Below are 14,631 nucleotides of genomic sequence, written 5' to 3'. Positions count from 1 at the left end.
TGACAACGCGCGGATGCAGGCAAGGGGCACGCGTGATCTGAACCCGCACTTTGGTGCGATAGACATGTATCGACCCGCACGCTACGACCAATCCGACATCGGCGATCCGGGAGGTTTTGATGGCTTTGGTGATCGAAGGCGAGGAACGTATCGCCGCACCCATACAGAAAGTATGGGAAGCTTTGAACGATCCGGCGGTGCTCAAGGAGAGCATTCCCGGCTGCCAGAGCCTGGAGATGAAGTCGCCGACCGAGATGGCGGCGACCGTCGTCCTGAAGATCGGACCGATCAAGGCGACCTTCAACGGCGAGGTGACGTTGAAAAACCTCAAGCCGCCGCATGCCTATACCATCCAGGGCGAAGGCAAGGGCGGCATTGCCGGCTTTGCCAAGGGCGGCGCTGACGTGACGCTGACACCGGATGGGCCGGATGCCACCGTCCTGAAATACGCGGCCAAGGCCGATGTCGGCGGCAAGATCGCCCAGCTTGGCAGCCGGCTGATCGAGTCGACCTCGAAGAAGCTGGCCGGACAGTTCTTTTCGACATTCGGCGAGAAGGTGGGCGGCTAGGCCCTCCCCCTTGAGAATCACTCGAAGACGATGTTCGGCACCGCCGCTTCGGCGGCGCCACGCTCCTCGTTGACCCGATCCCAGACCTTCGAAGCAATATCGCGATAAATCTTAGCCTCGGCGCTGTCGGGCTTCGACGCCACGACCGGCGAACCTTCGTCGGAGCTTTCGCGAATGCCCATCTCCAGCGGCACTTCGCCGAGGAAGGTGACGCCGAGGCGCTCGGCCTCGCGGCGTGCGCCGCCATGGCCAAAGATGTCGTAGCGCTTGCCGGTGTCGGGCGCCAGGAAGTAGCTCATGTTCTCGACGATGCCGAGCAGCGGCACGTCAACCTTCCTGAACATGTTCAGCCCCTTGCGGGCATCGATCAGCGCCAGGTCCTGCGGCGTCGACACGATGACGGCGCCGGCCAGCGGCACCTGCTGGGCCATGGTCAGCTGGGCGTCGCCGGTACCGGGGGGCATGTCGACGACAAGCACGTCGAGCCGCCCCCATTCGACCTCGCGCAGCATCTGCGTCAGCGCCGACATCACCATCGGACCGCGCCAGATCATCGGTGTCTCCTCGTCGACGAGGAAACCCATCGACATCACCTTCAGCCCGTAGTTCTCCATCGGCTTCAGGATCTTGCCGTCAACCGTCTGCGGCCGGCCGTGAATGTTGAGCAGCCTGGGCATTGACGGGCCGTAGATGTCGGCATCGAGCACGCCGACGCGCAGGCCGTTGGCGGCAAGGCCAAGCGCGATGTTGACGGCGGTGGTCGACTTGCCGACACCGCCCTTGCCGGAAGCAACGGCGATGATCGCCTCGATGCCGGGCACGCCGCGCTTGCCATGGCTGTGGGAGGCGGGAGCCTGTGGGGCAGCGCGCGGTGCGGCAGCGGCGGGCGGTGCCGATGGTGCCGGCCTGGCAGCGGGACGCGCCGAAACCGGCGCCTCCATGCCGCCGCCCTTCTTTTCGGCCGTCAGCGCGACGACGGCGCCGGCGACACCTGGGATTGCCTTGACGACACGCTCCGCGGCGGCGCGCAACGGCTCCATCTCCTGCGCCCTGACGGCGGGAACCGTGATCGAGAAGAACACTTTTGCGTCGGCGATAAAGATCTCGGAGACCATGCCGAGATCGACGATATTGCTGGTGAAGTCAGGCCCATTGACCGTCTTCAGGCGCTCGGTGACGATTTCCTTGGTAACGGACATGATCTTTTCCTCGGCGTTCGGCCCCTCAGATAGTGTAGTTTTCGGGCAGAACCAAGCAGCCGCCTCGACGCACCCCTTGACGCCTCCTTGGCTGATGCGAACGAGAGCACCGGCGGGCACAAGTCGCCAAGCATGGCGCGCGACCTATTTCAATGAGGATGAGGGAAGACAATCAGGGAAGGATAGGATCATGCTCGAAAACAGCAACGCCACGGCCAACATCGCGGTCAAGGACCTGGCGAGAGCAAAGGCCTTTTATGAGGGGACTCTGGGCCTCAAGCAGGTCGATGACATGGGTGGCGAACTGATCGTCTACAAAAGCGGCGACACGTTCATCAATGTCTATCATTCACAATTTGCCGGGACCAACAAGGCGACGGCGGTGACCTGGACAGTCGGTGATCGGATCGAGACTGTCGTCAAATCGTTGAAATCGAAAGGCGTTGCCTTCGAACACTACGAAATGCCCGGGCTGACGATCGAGGGTGACGTCCATGTCGGCCAGGGCATGAAGGTCGCCTGGTTCAAGGATCCGGACGGCAACATCCTCAATCTTGTGAGCCAGTAGACCGCATCGCGATTGCCGGGGCCGGGCGCCGCGATGTTGCCTCAGCCCGTCAGGTTGACGGCGAGATAGGTGAGAGCCGAAATCGCCGCCGTCGCCGGCAGGGTGACGACCCAGGCGATGACGATGTTGCCGGCAATGCCCCAGCGCACCGCCGAGACGCGGCGGGCGGCGCCGACACCGATGATGGCACCGGTGATCGTATGCGTGGTCGATACGGGAATGCCGAGCCAGGTGGCGGCGAACAGCGTTATGGCACCGCCGGTCTCGGCACAGAAGCCCTGCATCGGATTCAACCGGGTGATCTTCGAGCCCATCGTGTGAACGATGCGCCAGCCGCCGAACAGCGTGCCCAGCGCCAGCGCCGACTGGCAGGTGAGGACGACCCACAGCGGCACGTAGAATTTCTCGCCGAGCATGCCTTGCGAATAGAGCAGCACGGCGATGATGCCCATGGTCTTCTGGGCATCATTGCCGCCATGTCCGAGCGAATAGAGCGAGGCGGAAAAGAACTGCAGCACGCGGAAGGTGCTGTCGACGGCAAACGGCGTCTGGCGCACGAACAGCCACGAAACCACGAGGACGAGGACGAGCGCCAGGACAAAACCCGTTGCCGGCGACAGGACGATCGCGGCGACCGTCTTGCCGAGCCCCGACCAGACGATGGCGCCGACGCCCGCCTTTGCGACGCCGGCGCCGACCAGCCCGCCGATCAGCGCGTGCGAGCTGCTCGATGGGATGCCGGCGATCCAGGTGACGATGTTCCAGACGATGGCGCCCACGAGAGCCGAGAAGATCACCGCCGGCGTGACGACGCTGACGTCGACGATGCCCTTGCCCACGGTTTCAGCGACATGGAGACCGAAGAACATGAAGGCGATGAAATTGAAGAAGGCCGCCCAGAACACCGCATAATGCGGCCGCAGCACGCGCGTGGAGACGATCGTGGCGATGGAGTTGGCCGCGTCGTGCAGGCCGTTGAGAAAATCGAAGAACAGCGCGACGGCGACAAGGCCGGCCAGCAGGGGAAAGGCTATGGTGGCTTCCATTGCCTAGACGTTCTCGATGACGATGCCGCTGATCTCGTTGGCGACGTCCTCGAAACGGTCGACGACCTTCTCGAGCTGGCCATAGATCTCGCTGCCGATCAGATAGGCCATAGGGTCGCTGCTGCCGTGTTTCCTGAACAGGTCTTTCAGCCCCTGCTCATGCAGATCATCGGCCCGGCTTTCGACGCGCATGACTTCTTCGGCGATGGCGTTGAGGCGCACCGTGTGCGTACCGACCTTGGCGAGCAGCGGGATCGCCTCGGCCACCAGCTTGGCGGCAGCGACGATGACGCCGCCCATCTCCTGCATCAGCGGGTCGAATTCCTTCTTTTCGAACAGTCTTACCGTCTTGACGGTCTTGTGCATCATATCGATGGCATCATCCATCGACTGGATCAGGTCCTTGATGTCGCCGCGATCGAAAGGCGTGATGAAGGAGCGCCGCACGGCAAGCAGGACCTCGGCGGTGATGTGGTCGGCCTCGTCCTCGAGATCGACGATCTTCTGGCACCAGCGATCGATATCCTTGCCCTGGAGGAGGAGCTGCAGCGCCTCCGCGCCGCCGACCACCGTGCGGGAATGGCGCTCGAACAGATCAAAGAAGCGATCTTCGCGCGGCAGCAGCTTGCGGAACCAGCCCAGCATGTCAGTCTCCCATCGCGGCCGGTTCACGACCGTTTTACTGACATAGCGCCGCACGGCGCCGCGGGGAACCGTAAGCCGGCTGAAAAGATGTGGATGCGGGGCGTTATGCATATCGCTTGCGGCAAAGGACAAATTGCCCGAGCCTGCATGACGACCGGAAGGATGGCATGATCGACAAACTCGAATTCTTCATCGCGCTGGCCAAGGAAGAGCATTTCGGCCGGGCGGCGGAAGTGTGCGGCGTCACCCAGCCGACGCTTTCGGCCGGGATCAAGCAGCTGGAAGGCCAGCTCGGCGTCATGCTGGTGCTGCGCGGCTCGCGCTTCCAGGGCCTGACGCCGGAAGGCAAGCAGGTGCTGGTTTGGGCGCGGCGCATCGTCGGCGACTCAAGGACCATGCGCGAGGAAATGCGCGCGGCGCGCCACGGCCTTGCCGGCCGCATCCGCATCGCCGCCGTCCCGACGGCGCTGGCCATGGTGGCGCGGCTGACAACGCCGTTCCGCGAAAAGCATCCCGGCGTCACTTTTTCCGTCCTGTCGCGGACGTCGATCGAGGTGCTGACGCTGCTCGGCAATTTCGATGTCGATGCCGGCATCACCTATCTCGACAACGAACCCCTGGGGCGGGTGACCAGCGTGCCGCTCTATGACGAGCGCTACCAGCTGATCACGGCGGTCGGAAACCCCTATTCCGACCGCGACAAAGTGACGTGGGCCGAGATCAGCCATCTGCCGCTCTGCCTGCTGACGCCGGACATGCAGAACCGGCGCATCATCGACCAGCATCTGGCGGAAGCCGGCGTGCAGGTGCGGCCGACGCTGGAATCCAACTCGATGATTGTCTTGTTCTCGCATATCCGGACCGGCAAATGGTCATCGATCATGCCTCTCAACCTCGCGGAAACATTCGGCTTTTCGGAGCCGATCCGGGCCATACCGATCGTCGAGCCGGATGCCAGCCATACCGTCGGGCTGGTGGCGGCACCGCGCGAGCCGCACACGCCGCTCGTGCAGGCGCTGCTGGACGAGGCGATGGCGCTGGCAGACGATTTCCGCACCCATCGCTAGGCTAGAAATGCCTGAGAAGACGCTTGATAGAAATTTTCTATCGAGCGACGAAACCGCTTTATTGATCTCGGGGGTTTCCTCTGATTTCTTAAGCACTTAGCGATATTGCGCCTTATGCATGTCGTTGCCCTAACACCGCTTCGCATTTTTGGGCGACATGCATAGGGAAAGCCACGACCAGGGAGGGCGCTGCATGACGATGCAGCCTGCAAGTACGGAGATTGCATCGCGCACGGCCGCGATCGTCCAGGAGTTGAAAGGCCTCGAAGGCCCGCTGCTGCCGATCCTGCACGGCATTCAGGAGGAATTCGGCCATGTGCCGCATGATGTGCTGCCCGTCATCGCCGACGGGCTGAACCTCTCCAGGGCGGAGGTGCATGGCGTCGTGACCTTCTATCATGATTTTCGTGCCCGGCCGGCCGGCCGCCACGTGCTCAAGCTTTGCCAGGCGGAAGCCTGCCAGTCGATGGGCTCGGATGCTGTCGCCGCCAAGGTCAAGCAGCTGCTCGGCATCGATTTCCATGAGACCACCCGCGACGGATCGGTTACACTCGAGCCCGTCTATTGCCTCGGGCTTTGCGCCTGTTCGCCTTCGGCAATGCTCGACGGCGAGGTGATAGGACGGCTTGACGACGACAGGATCGACGAGATCGTCGCCGAGGTGCGCTCATGATCCCCCGCATCTACATTCCCGGCGATTCCGGCGCGCTGGCGCTGGGCGCCGAAAAGGTCGCCAAGGCGGTTCGCGCGGAACTCGCCGAGCGCGGCATCGAGGCCAAGATCGTGCGAAACGGCTCGCGCGGCGCCTATTTCCTCGAACCGATGGTCGAGGTGGCGACCGCCAACGGCCGGGTCGCCTACGGTCCCGTCAAGGCTTCCGACGTCAAGAGCCTGTTCGACAGCGGCTTCCTCACCGGCGGCCATCACAAACGCTGGCTGGGCGCGCCGGACAAGATCCCCTTCCTGGCCAAGCAGACCAGGCTGACCTTCGCGCGCTGCGGCATCAACGACCCGCTGTCGCTCGACGCCTATAAATCGCTCGGCGGACTGAAGGGCCTGCAGAACGCGGTGGCCATGGCGCCCGCCGACATCGTCAAACAGGTGACGGAGTCCGGTCTGCGCGGCCGCGGCGGCGCCGGCTTCCCGACCGGCATCAAGTGGAAGACGGTGCTGGATACGACGGGTGACCGCAAATACATCGTCTGCAACGCCGACGAGGGCGACAGCGCCACTTTCGCCGATCGCATGATCATGGAAGGCGACCCCTTCGTGCTGATCGAAGGCATGGTGATCGCCGGTATCGCCACAGGCGCGACCAAGGGTTTCGTCTATATCCGCTCGGAATATCCGCATGCGGTGGCTGTCATGAACAAGGCCGTCGAAGTCGCCCGCAAGGCCGGCGTGCTCGGCACCAACGTGCTGGGCTCGCCCAACGCCTTCGACATGGAGATCCGCGTCGGCGCCGGCGCCTATGTCTGCGGCGAGGAAACTTCGCTGCTCAACAGCCTCGAAGGCAAGCGTGGCGTGGTGCGCGCCAAGCCGCCGCTGCCGGCGATCCAAGGGTTGTTCGGCAAGCCGACGGTGATCAACAACGTCATCTCGCTGGCTTCCGTCCCTGTCATCATGGACAAGGGTGCCGCCTTCTACAAGGATTTCGGCATGGGCCGCTCGCGCGGCACGATCCCGATCCAGATTGCCGGCAACGTCAAGCATGGCGGCCTGTTCGAAACCGCCTTCGGCCTGACGCTGGGCGAGATCGTCGATGATATCGGCGGCGGCACGGCCACCGGCCGGCCGGTGAAGGCCGTGCAGGTCGGCGGGCCGCTCGGCGCCTATTTCCCACGTGCGCTGTTCGACACGCCGTTCGACTACGAAGAATTCGCCAAGCGTGACGGGCTGATCGGCCATGCCGGCATCACCGTGTTCGACGACACCGCCGACATGCTGAAGCAGGCGCGCTTTGCCATGGAGTTCTGCGCCATCGAAAGCTGCGGCAAGTGCACCCCTTGCCGCATCGGCTCGACGCGCGGGGTGGAGACCATCGACAGGCTCGCCGCCGGCATCGAACCGGAAAAGAACCTCGCTCTGGTCACCGATCTCTGCAACACGATGAAGTTCGGATCGCTCTGCGCGCTGGGCGGCTTCACGCCCTACCCGGTGATGAGTTCGATCACCCATTTCCCCGAGGATTTCAAGCCTGCGCCCTCGCGCGTGGCTGCTGAATAGGAGCTGGCAGATGAACATCAAGGCCGACTTCCCGACGCTCATCGAAGAACTCGATTACGGAACCCCGGAATCGAAGGCGCAAAAGCAGGTCACGCTGACCGTCGATGGCCGCAGCATCAGCGTGCCGGAAGGCACGTCGATCATGCGAGCGGCGATGGAAGGCGGGGTCGAGATCCCGAAACTCTGCGCCACCGACATGCTGGACTCGTTCGGCTCCTGCCGCGTCTGCCTGGTCGAGATCGAAGGACGCGGCGGCACGCCGGCATCCTGCACGACGCCGGTCGGCGAAGGCATGGTGGTCAAGACGCAGTCCGAGCGGCTCGACGCCATCCGCCGCGGCGTCATGGAACTCTACGTCTCCGACCATCCGACCGGCTGGAACGAGAAGGCCGGAACCGGCGCCAGTGAGTTCGACGCGGTGGCGAAGTCGGTCGGCCTGGCCGAGAACCGCTACGGCGTCGAGGGCCGCAATCACGTCAAGCCGGAAGACGGCGTTGCGCCCGGCCATGGCTCGCTTGCGGTCGACTACATCGCCCGCGATGAATCCAATCCCTATTTCACCTATGATCCGGCGCAATGCATCGTCTGCTCGCGCTGCGTGCGCGCCTGCGAGGAAGTGCAAGGCACCTTCGCGCTGACGATCGAGGGCCGCGGTTTCGAATCGCGCATGGTCGCCGGCATGCATGAGGACTTCATCGCTTCGGAATGCGTGTCTTGCGGCGCCTGCGTGCAGGCTTGCCCGACCGATGCGCTGCGTGAGAAGACCGTGCTCGCCAAGGGCCTGCCGGAGCGCTCGGCCATCACCACCTGCGCCTATTGCGGCGTCGGCTGCTCGTTCAAGGCCGAAGTGAAGGACGACGAAGTCATTCGCATGATGCCCTACAAGGAGGGCAAGGCAAACCATGGCCACTCCTGCGTGAAGGGCCGTTTCGCCTATGGCTATGCCACCCACAAGGACCGCATCCTGTCGCCGATGATCCGCGAGAAGGTCAGCGATCCCTGGCGCGAGGTGAGCTGGGAAGAAGCGATCGCCCATACGGCCAAGGAATTCCGCCGTATCCAGTATCAGTACGGACGCACATCCATCGGCGGCATCACCTCGTCGCGCTGCACCAATGAAGAGACCTATCTCGTGCAGAAGCTGGTGCGCCAGGGCTTCCGCAACAACAATGTCGACACCTGCGCACGCGTCTGCCATTCGCCGACGGGCTATGGGCTCGGCCAGACCTATGGCACCTCGGCCGGCACGCAGGATTTCGATTCCGTCGATTACACCGACGTCGCCGTCATCATCGGCGCCAATCCGGCTTCGGCGCATCCGGTGTTCGCCTCGCGGCTGAAGAAGCGGCTGCGCCAGGGCGCCAAACTGATCGTGCTCGATCCGCGCCGCACCGAGATGGTCAAGTCGGCGCATATCGAAGCGGACTATCACCTGCCGCTGAAGCCCGGCACCAATGTGGCGGTGCTGACGGCGCTGGCGCATGTCATCGTCACCGAAGGCCTGTTCAACGAGGCCTTCATCCGCGAGCGCTGCGACTGGACGGAATTCCAGGACTGGGCGTCCTTCGTCGCCTTGCCGGAAAACAGCCCCGAGACCGTCGGCAAATTGTCCGGCGTCGATCCCGAGCTGATCCGGGGTGCCGCGCGTCTCTATGCCACCGGCGGCAATGGCGCGATCTATTACGGACTGGGCGTGACGGAGCACAGCCAGGGTTCGACCACGGTCATGGCCATCGCCAACCTTGCCATGGCGACCGGTAATATCGGCCGGCCGGGCGTCGGCGTTAACCCGCTGCGCGGCCAGAACAACGTGCAGGGCTCGTGCGACATGGGCTCTTTCCCGCATGAATTGCCGGGCTATCGCCATATTTCGGGCGACGCCGTGCGCGACATCTACGAGAGCCTGTGGGGCGTGAAGCTCGACGACGAGCCGGGCCTGCGCATCCCCAACATGCTGGATGCCGCCGTCGACGGCTCCTTCAAGGGCATCTACATCCAGGGCGAGGACATCCTGCAGTCCGACCCCGACACCAAGCATGTCGCCGCCGGCCTGGCGGCGATGGAATGCGTGGTCGTGCACGACCTTTTCCTCAACGAGACGGCGAACTACGCGCATGTCTTCCTGCCTGGATCGACCTTCCTCGAGAAGGACGGCACCTTCACCAATGCCGAGCGCCGCATCAACATGGTGCGCAAGGTTCTGGAGCCGAAGGCACGCTACGCCGACTGGGAAGCGACACAGGAGCTTGCCCGCGCGATCGGGCTCGACTGGAACTACCAGCATCCCTCTGAGATCATGGACGAGATCGCCCAGACGACGCCGAGCTTCGCCGGCGTCTCGTTCGAGCTGCTCGACCGTGTCGGATCGGTGCAATGGCCCTGCAACGAGAAGGCACCGCTCGGCACGCCGATCATGCATGTCGATGGCTTCGTGCGCGGCAAGGGCAAGTTCATCCGCACCGAATATGTGGCGACCGACGAGCGGACCGGGCCGCGCTTCCCGCTGCTGCTCACCACCGGCCGCATTCTCAGCCAGTACAATGTCGGGGCGCAGACAAGGCGCACCGACAACGTCATGTGGCACTCGGAAGACCGGTTGGAGATCCACCCGCACGATGCCGAGAACCGTGGCCTGCGCGATGGCGACTGGGTGCGGCTGACCAGCCGTTCTGGCGAGACGACGCTGCGCGCGCTGATCACCGATCGGGTGTCGCCAGGCGTGGTCTATACGACGTTCCACCATCCGGACACGCAGGCCAATGTCATCACCACCGACTTCTCCGACTGGGCGACGAACTGTCCGGAGTACAAGGTGACGGCGGTTCAGGTCGGCGCGTCGAACGGCCCGTCGGACTGGCAGCGCGACTATGACGAGCAGGCACGCAACAGCCGCCGTATCGCACCGCTGGAAGCGGCGGAGTAGGGTTTGGTGTCTCGTCGAGGCGCCCCCCTCTGGCCTGCCGGCCATCTCCCCCTCAAGGGGGGAGATTGGATGGCGCACCGCCTTTCGCCAATCGCCAACGTCGAAAAGTGGGTGATATCGGCCAAGCTGCCAATCTCCCCCCTTGAGGGGGAGATGGCCGGCAGGCCAGAGGGGGATGCGTGACCCGCAAACGTCAAGCCATTACGCAAATCTCCCGCCTGGCGCACCGCGCCAGTGGCACTGTCGCGGCCAACCGGATGGTGCCGGAGGAGACGCCGGTGGCATTCTCGTTCGCCGGCACCACCCATGCGGTGATGATGGCGAGCCCGGCCGATTTCGAGGATTTCGCCCTCGGCTTCTCGTTGACCGAAGGCATCATCGCCGTGCCTGGGGAAATCGAGGCGATCGAGGTCGAGGATCATGGCGCCGGCATCGATATCCAGATCCGGCTGAAGGACCAGGCCAACACGCGCTTCGAGGCGCGGCGGCGCAGGCTTGCCGGGCCGGTCGGCTGCGGGCTCTGCGGCATCGAATCCATCGAGGAAGCGATGCGCTCCGTCGATGCGGTTGGTGCGTCAAAACTTACACTTGATGCGAACGATATCGCCCGCTCCGTGAAGCTCCTGTCGAAGGTGCAGCCGCTGCACGCCGAGACCGGCGCCGTGCATGCCGCCGGTTTCTACGTTCCGGGCAAGGGCGTCGTCCTGGCGCGCGAGGATGTCGGCCGCCACAATGCGCTGGACAAGCTGGCCGGCGCCCTGGCCAAGGCCGGCATCGACGGTTCGACGGGCGCGGTCGTGGTGACCAGCCGTGTCTCGGTCGAGATGGTGCAGAAGACGGCGGCGATCGGTTCCGCATTCATCATCGCCGTCTCGGCGCCGACGGCACTTGCCATCCGCACCGCGCAAGAGGCCGGCATGACGCTGGTGGCGCTGGTGCGCGGCGATGATTTCGATGTTTTCACCCACCCTGACCGGGTGGTCTTGGGAGTTGCCCAGCATGTCGCATGACGAAGACCACATCACGAGCACCAGCGAGAAGCTGGTGCGCATGGCCAACCAGATCGCGGCCTTTTTCCATTCCAGGCCGCGCGAAGAGGGCGTCGCGGGCGTCGCCGAGCACATCAACAAGTTCTGGGAACCCAGGATGCGCCGGCAGTTCTTCGAGATGCTGGACAGTGGCGGCGAAGGCTTCGACGAACTCGTCGTGGTCGCTTCCGCCAGGATCAAGCGGCCGATCTCGCCTGCCGAGGCCGATCTCAAGCTGGGATTGAAGGCCTCCCCGGCCGACATCGCCGCCTCACAAAAATAGGCCGCAGGGGCCACGCAGGCTTATATTCCTGCCTGCTAAAGTTTATGCTGCCGCAAGCGGCGCGGCTCTGCTATGGTTGACGATCAGAAATCGTCAGGCCGGGCGGAAAACTCGTGAGGCCGATCGAGACCCGATATGCCCTCAGTGGCGAGGTGCGGATCGCCTATCAGGTGGTCGGCCAGGGATCGTTCGATCTCGTCTTCGTACCAGGCTTCATTTCCAACCTCGACCTGCACTGGGATGACGAGGGCTACAGCCGGTTGCTCAAGCGGCTTTCGGCGTTCTCGCGGCTGATCCTGTTCGACAAGCGCGGCACGGGCCTTTCCGACCGTGTCGATGTCCATAACTTGCCCAGCCTGGAAACCCGCATGGACGATGTGCGCGCGGTGATGGATGCGGCCGGCAGTGGGCGTGCCGCGCTGCTCGGCGCTTCCGAGGGCGCACCGATGGCCATGCTGTTCGCCGCCACCTATCCGGAGCGGACACGGGCATTGGCGCTCTATGGCGGCTATGCGCATTTCCACAAATGGGTGATGCCGCCGGAGCGCCTCGACGCCTTCATCGAGATGGCCGAGACGGCCTGGGGCACCGGCGCCACCTTGCCCCATTTCGCGCCGGGCCGGGTTGACGATGCCCGTTTTTCAACCTGGTGGGCGCGCTTCGAACGCCTGTCGGCAAGCCCGACCGCGGCGGCGGCACTGGCGCGGATGAACGCCGAGATCGATATACGCGGCGTGCTGGCGGCGATCGGCGCGCCGACGCTGCTGATCCATCGCCGCAACGACGTCCGGGTCGATCCCGACGCCAGCCGCTTCCTCGCCAGGAAGATCCCCAATGCGAGGCTGGTCGAAATCCCGGGGCGCGACCATCCGATCTGGACCGGCGATGTCGACCGGGTGGCCGACTTGATCGAGGAGTTCCTGACCGGCGAGCGCGCGGTGGCGGAAGCGGAGCGCGTTCTGGCGGCGCTTCTGGTGACACGGATCTACGATACGGCGCGGCTTGGTGACCGGATGTGGAGCGAACGCAGCCAGCATTTCCACGAAACATGGCGGACGCTTGTCGGACGCCATGGCGGGCGCTGCGTGGATATACACGGCGAGATGATGATTTCACGCTTCGATGGACCTGGGCGTGCACTGCGCTGCGCGGCGGCGTTGCGCGACGCGGCGCAGCAGATCGGCGTGGCAAGCGCACAGGGCGCGCATGTCGGCGAGATCGAGACGCGCGGCCCTCCCATAGGATTGACGGGTCGCGTGACCATTCAGCTCGCCGCTCACGCCGGGCGCGGCGACATACTGGCGTCGCGGCTGGTCGCCGACCTGGCGGTCGGTTCGGGACTTCACTTCGTGGAAGCGGGGCGTGTCAGCATCGATGAGCTGGACGAGCCGCTGGCGCTTGTGCTCGCGATGTCCGAACAGCATCTGGAACCGACCTGCCGTCCCAAGGTCAAGGCGGCCGAGCCGGCCTCGCTGACAGTGCGCGAGAGCGAGGTCGTGAATCTGATTGCCGACGGCAAGAGCAATGCCGCGATCGCCGCCGAACTCAGGCTGAGCGAGCACACGGTCAAGCGCCACGTCGCCAACATATTGCTCAAGCTCGACCTTCCCTCGCGAGCGGCGGCGGCGGCATTTTCCGTCAGGCACGCTGGCCCGGACGGGCCATGAGAGCCATGGCGCTTTCGGGCGAAGCGGCGAGGCCGATGTAAGGGCTATCAATATCCCCATGCAGGCCAGGCGGGTATCGCCAGGAAGGCACTGCGAACGGAGGATGAAATGCTCAAGTCAAAACTGAATGTCAGATCACTTGTGATAGCGGCAGGCATTGGCGCGCTGTTCACGATCTCTCCCGCGAGAGCCGAGGATGCATCGGCGGCGGCCGCCTACAAGGACATCGAGGCAACGCTCGGTTCGGTGCCGGACATGTTCAAGACGCTGCCCGACGTCGCCATTGCCGGCGCCTGGGCCGAGATCAAGGGGGTGCAGCTCAACCCCAACACCGCGCTGGACGGCAAGACCAAGGAACTGATGGGCCTTGCGGTCGCCGCGCAGATCCCCTGCCAGTACTGCATCTATTTCCACACAGAGGCTGCCAAGCTCAACGGTGCGAGCGACGAGGAGATCAAGGAGACGATCGCGATGGCGGCGATCGTGCGCCACTGGTCGACAATCCTCAACGGCAGCCAGGTCGATCTGGCGACCTTCAAGAAGCAGACCGACGACGTGTTCGCAGCCGTGAAGGCGAAGTCGCAGTGAAAAAACACGGCCCGTCGATGACCGACGGGCGTGCTTCCAATCATCAGCCGCCCGATCGGGTAGACGGGCACATGGAGGATAAAATGCTGACCAAGACTCACACAGTGGATGGCGCGGCGATCAAGAAGGCGATCGAAGGCCGTGACGGCAAGATGCTGTCGAGCTTCTATGCCGATGACGCGCTGGTGCGGGTGATCGACCGCAACAACCCGCCGAGCAAGCCACGTGAAATCCGCGGGCGCGCGGCGATCACGACGTTCTGGGACGACATCTGCAGCCGCGCGATGACCCACAAGGTCGACACCACCATCGCCAACGGCGACAGCCTGGCCTTCACCCAGGCCTGCTCCTATCCGGACGGCACCAAGGTGTTCGCCGCGGCGATGCTGGAGCTGAAGAACGGGCAGATCGCACGGCAGACCGTCGTGCAGGCCTGGGACGAGTAGATCAACCGCAAACCACCGAGGGAGAACAAAAATGTTCAGCGCGAGATGGCAGATCGACGCCAAGTTCGGACACAAGCAGACCGTGCTCGAACTGCTCAAGAAATGGGAACGCGAGATCGGGTCGCAGGTCGGCATCGCCGACCTGCAATTCCAGATCATGACGGGATCGATCGGTGCGAGAGAAGCAACGGTCGAGTCGCATCATCAGGTCGAGAGCCTGGCCCAGTTGGAGGCGTTCTTCGCCAAGATCGGCAAAATCGACGCGCATGCCAAATGGGGCAAGGAGATGGAGCCCTTTGTCGTGTCGGGCACCAGCCTGTGGAACATCTATCGCATCGTGGAGTAGCGATTACGCTCGACCTTCCTTCTCCCCTTG

15 protein-coding genes are annotated in these 14,631 nt (G+C 64.0%); 12 read left to right on the top strand and 3 right to left on the bottom strand.

Features of this window, described 5'->3' with window-relative positions:
- Positions 1-119 precede the first annotated feature (119 nt).
- Positions 120-569 carry an SRPBCC family protein gene (locus LB568_RS26440; RefSeq protein WP_023766367.1) on the top strand — a complete coding sequence of 150 codons (450 nt, stop codon included), beginning with the start codon at positions 120-122 and terminating at the stop codon, positions 567-569.
- A 17-nt stretch (positions 570-586) separates the two neighbouring features.
- On the opposite strand, the gene LB568_RS26435 is transcribed toward LB568_RS26440, so the two are convergent.
- Entirely contained in the window at positions 587-1,771 is a 1,185-nt protein-coding gene (locus LB568_RS26435; protein ID WP_224731673.1) for an Mrp/NBP35 family ATP-binding protein, read from the bottom strand.
- 187 nt (positions 1,772-1,958) lie between these two features.
- Here LB568_RS26435 and LB568_RS26430 point away from each other — a divergent pair, with 187 nt between their 5' ends.
- Positions 1,959-2,336, top strand: coding sequence for a VOC family protein (locus LB568_RS26430; RefSeq protein WP_224731663.1), 378 nt, complete (start codon positions 1,959-1,961; stop codon positions 2,334-2,336).
- 41 nt (positions 2,337-2,377) lie between these two features.
- Here the strand turns inward: LB568_RS26430 and LB568_RS26425 are convergent, their stop codons facing one another.
- Together LB568_RS26425 and LB568_RS26420 are read right to left on the bottom strand one after the other, a co-directional pair.
- Positions 2,378-3,382, bottom strand: a complete 1,005-nt coding sequence (locus LB568_RS26425) for an inorganic phosphate transporter (protein ID WP_224731662.1) — start codon at positions 3,380-3,382, stop codon at positions 2,378-2,380.
- A gap of 3 nt (positions 3,383-3,385) precedes the next feature.
- Complete coding sequence (locus LB568_RS26420) at positions 3,386-4,027, bottom strand: DUF47 domain-containing protein (protein ID WP_023775756.1); 642 nt, start codon at positions 4,025-4,027, stop codon at positions 3,386-3,388.
- A gap of 167 nt (positions 4,028-4,194) precedes the next feature.
- On the opposite strand from LB568_RS26420, the gene LB568_RS26415 reads away from it, so the two are divergent.
- The 10 genes from LB568_RS26415 to LB568_RS26370 all read left to right on the top strand — a co-directional run bounded on the left by LB568_RS26415 (position 4,195) and on the right by LB568_RS26370 (position 14,601).
- Positions 4,195-5,094, top strand: coding sequence for a LysR family transcriptional regulator (locus LB568_RS26415; RefSeq protein ID WP_013891383.1), 900 nt, complete (start codon positions 4,195-4,197; stop codon positions 5,092-5,094).
- Positions 5,095-5,287: 193 nt separating this feature from the next.
- On the top strand, positions 5,288-5,767 hold the full coding sequence (locus tag LB568_RS26410; protein ID WP_224731661.1) for a formate dehydrogenase subunit gamma: 480 nt from the start codon (positions 5,288-5,290) through the stop codon (positions 5,765-5,767).
- Complete coding sequence (locus LB568_RS26405; RefSeq protein WP_224731660.1) at positions 5,764-7,320, top strand: formate dehydrogenase beta subunit; 1,557 nt, start codon at positions 5,764-5,766, stop codon at positions 7,318-7,320. The genes LB568_RS26410 and LB568_RS26405 overlap by 4 nt, the downstream gene beginning before the upstream one ends.
- A 10-nt stretch (positions 7,321-7,330) precedes the next feature.
- Positions 7,331-10,243 (top strand): formate dehydrogenase subunit alpha, encoded by a 2,913-nt coding sequence (gene fdhF, locus LB568_RS26400; RefSeq protein WP_224731659.1) that lies wholly within the window; start codon positions 7,331-7,333, stop codon positions 10,241-10,243.
- 179 nt (positions 10,244-10,422) lie between these two features.
- Positions 10,423-11,253, top strand: coding sequence for a formate dehydrogenase accessory sulfurtransferase FdhD (gene fdhD / locus LB568_RS26395; protein WP_224731658.1), 831 nt, complete (start codon positions 10,423-10,425; stop codon positions 11,251-11,253).
- The gene (locus LB568_RS26390; RefSeq protein ID WP_013891388.1) at positions 11,243-11,554 is read left to right on the top strand and encodes a formate dehydrogenase subunit delta; all 312 of its coding nucleotides are present in this window, start codon (positions 11,243-11,245) and stop codon (positions 11,552-11,554) included. The genes fdhD and LB568_RS26390 overlap by 11 nt, the downstream gene beginning before the upstream one ends.
- A gap of 113 nt (positions 11,555-11,667) precedes the next feature.
- Positions 11,668-13,221 carry an alpha/beta fold hydrolase gene (locus LB568_RS26385; protein WP_224731657.1) on the top strand — a complete coding sequence of 518 codons (1,554 nt, stop codon included), beginning with the start codon at positions 11,668-11,670 and terminating at the stop codon, positions 13,219-13,221.
- Positions 13,222-13,329: 108 nt separating this feature from the next.
- Positions 13,330-13,809, top strand: coding sequence for a carboxymuconolactone decarboxylase family protein (locus tag LB568_RS26380; protein WP_140570337.1), 480 nt, complete (start codon positions 13,330-13,332; stop codon positions 13,807-13,809).
- Positions 13,810-13,892: 83 nt separating this feature from the next.
- Entirely contained in the window at positions 13,893-14,255 is a 363-nt protein-coding gene (locus tag LB568_RS26375) for a nuclear transport factor 2 family protein (RefSeq protein WP_023766355.1), read from the top strand.
- A gap of 31 nt (positions 14,256-14,286) precedes the next feature.
- The gene (locus LB568_RS26370; RefSeq protein WP_013891392.1) at positions 14,287-14,601 is read left to right on the top strand and encodes a hypothetical protein; all 315 of its coding nucleotides are present in this window, start codon (positions 14,287-14,289) and stop codon (positions 14,599-14,601) included.
- The last annotated feature ends 30 nt before the right edge of the window (positions 14,602-14,631 follow it).

Source organism: Mesorhizobium sp. B263B2A (assembly GCF_020165775.1).
Classification (GTDB): domain Bacteria; phylum Pseudomonadota; class Alphaproteobacteria; order Rhizobiales; family Rhizobiaceae; genus Mesorhizobium; species Mesorhizobium opportunistum.
The sequence above is the reverse complement of the archived record's forward strand: the minus strand, read 5'-3'. Positions and strand labels throughout refer to the sequence as shown.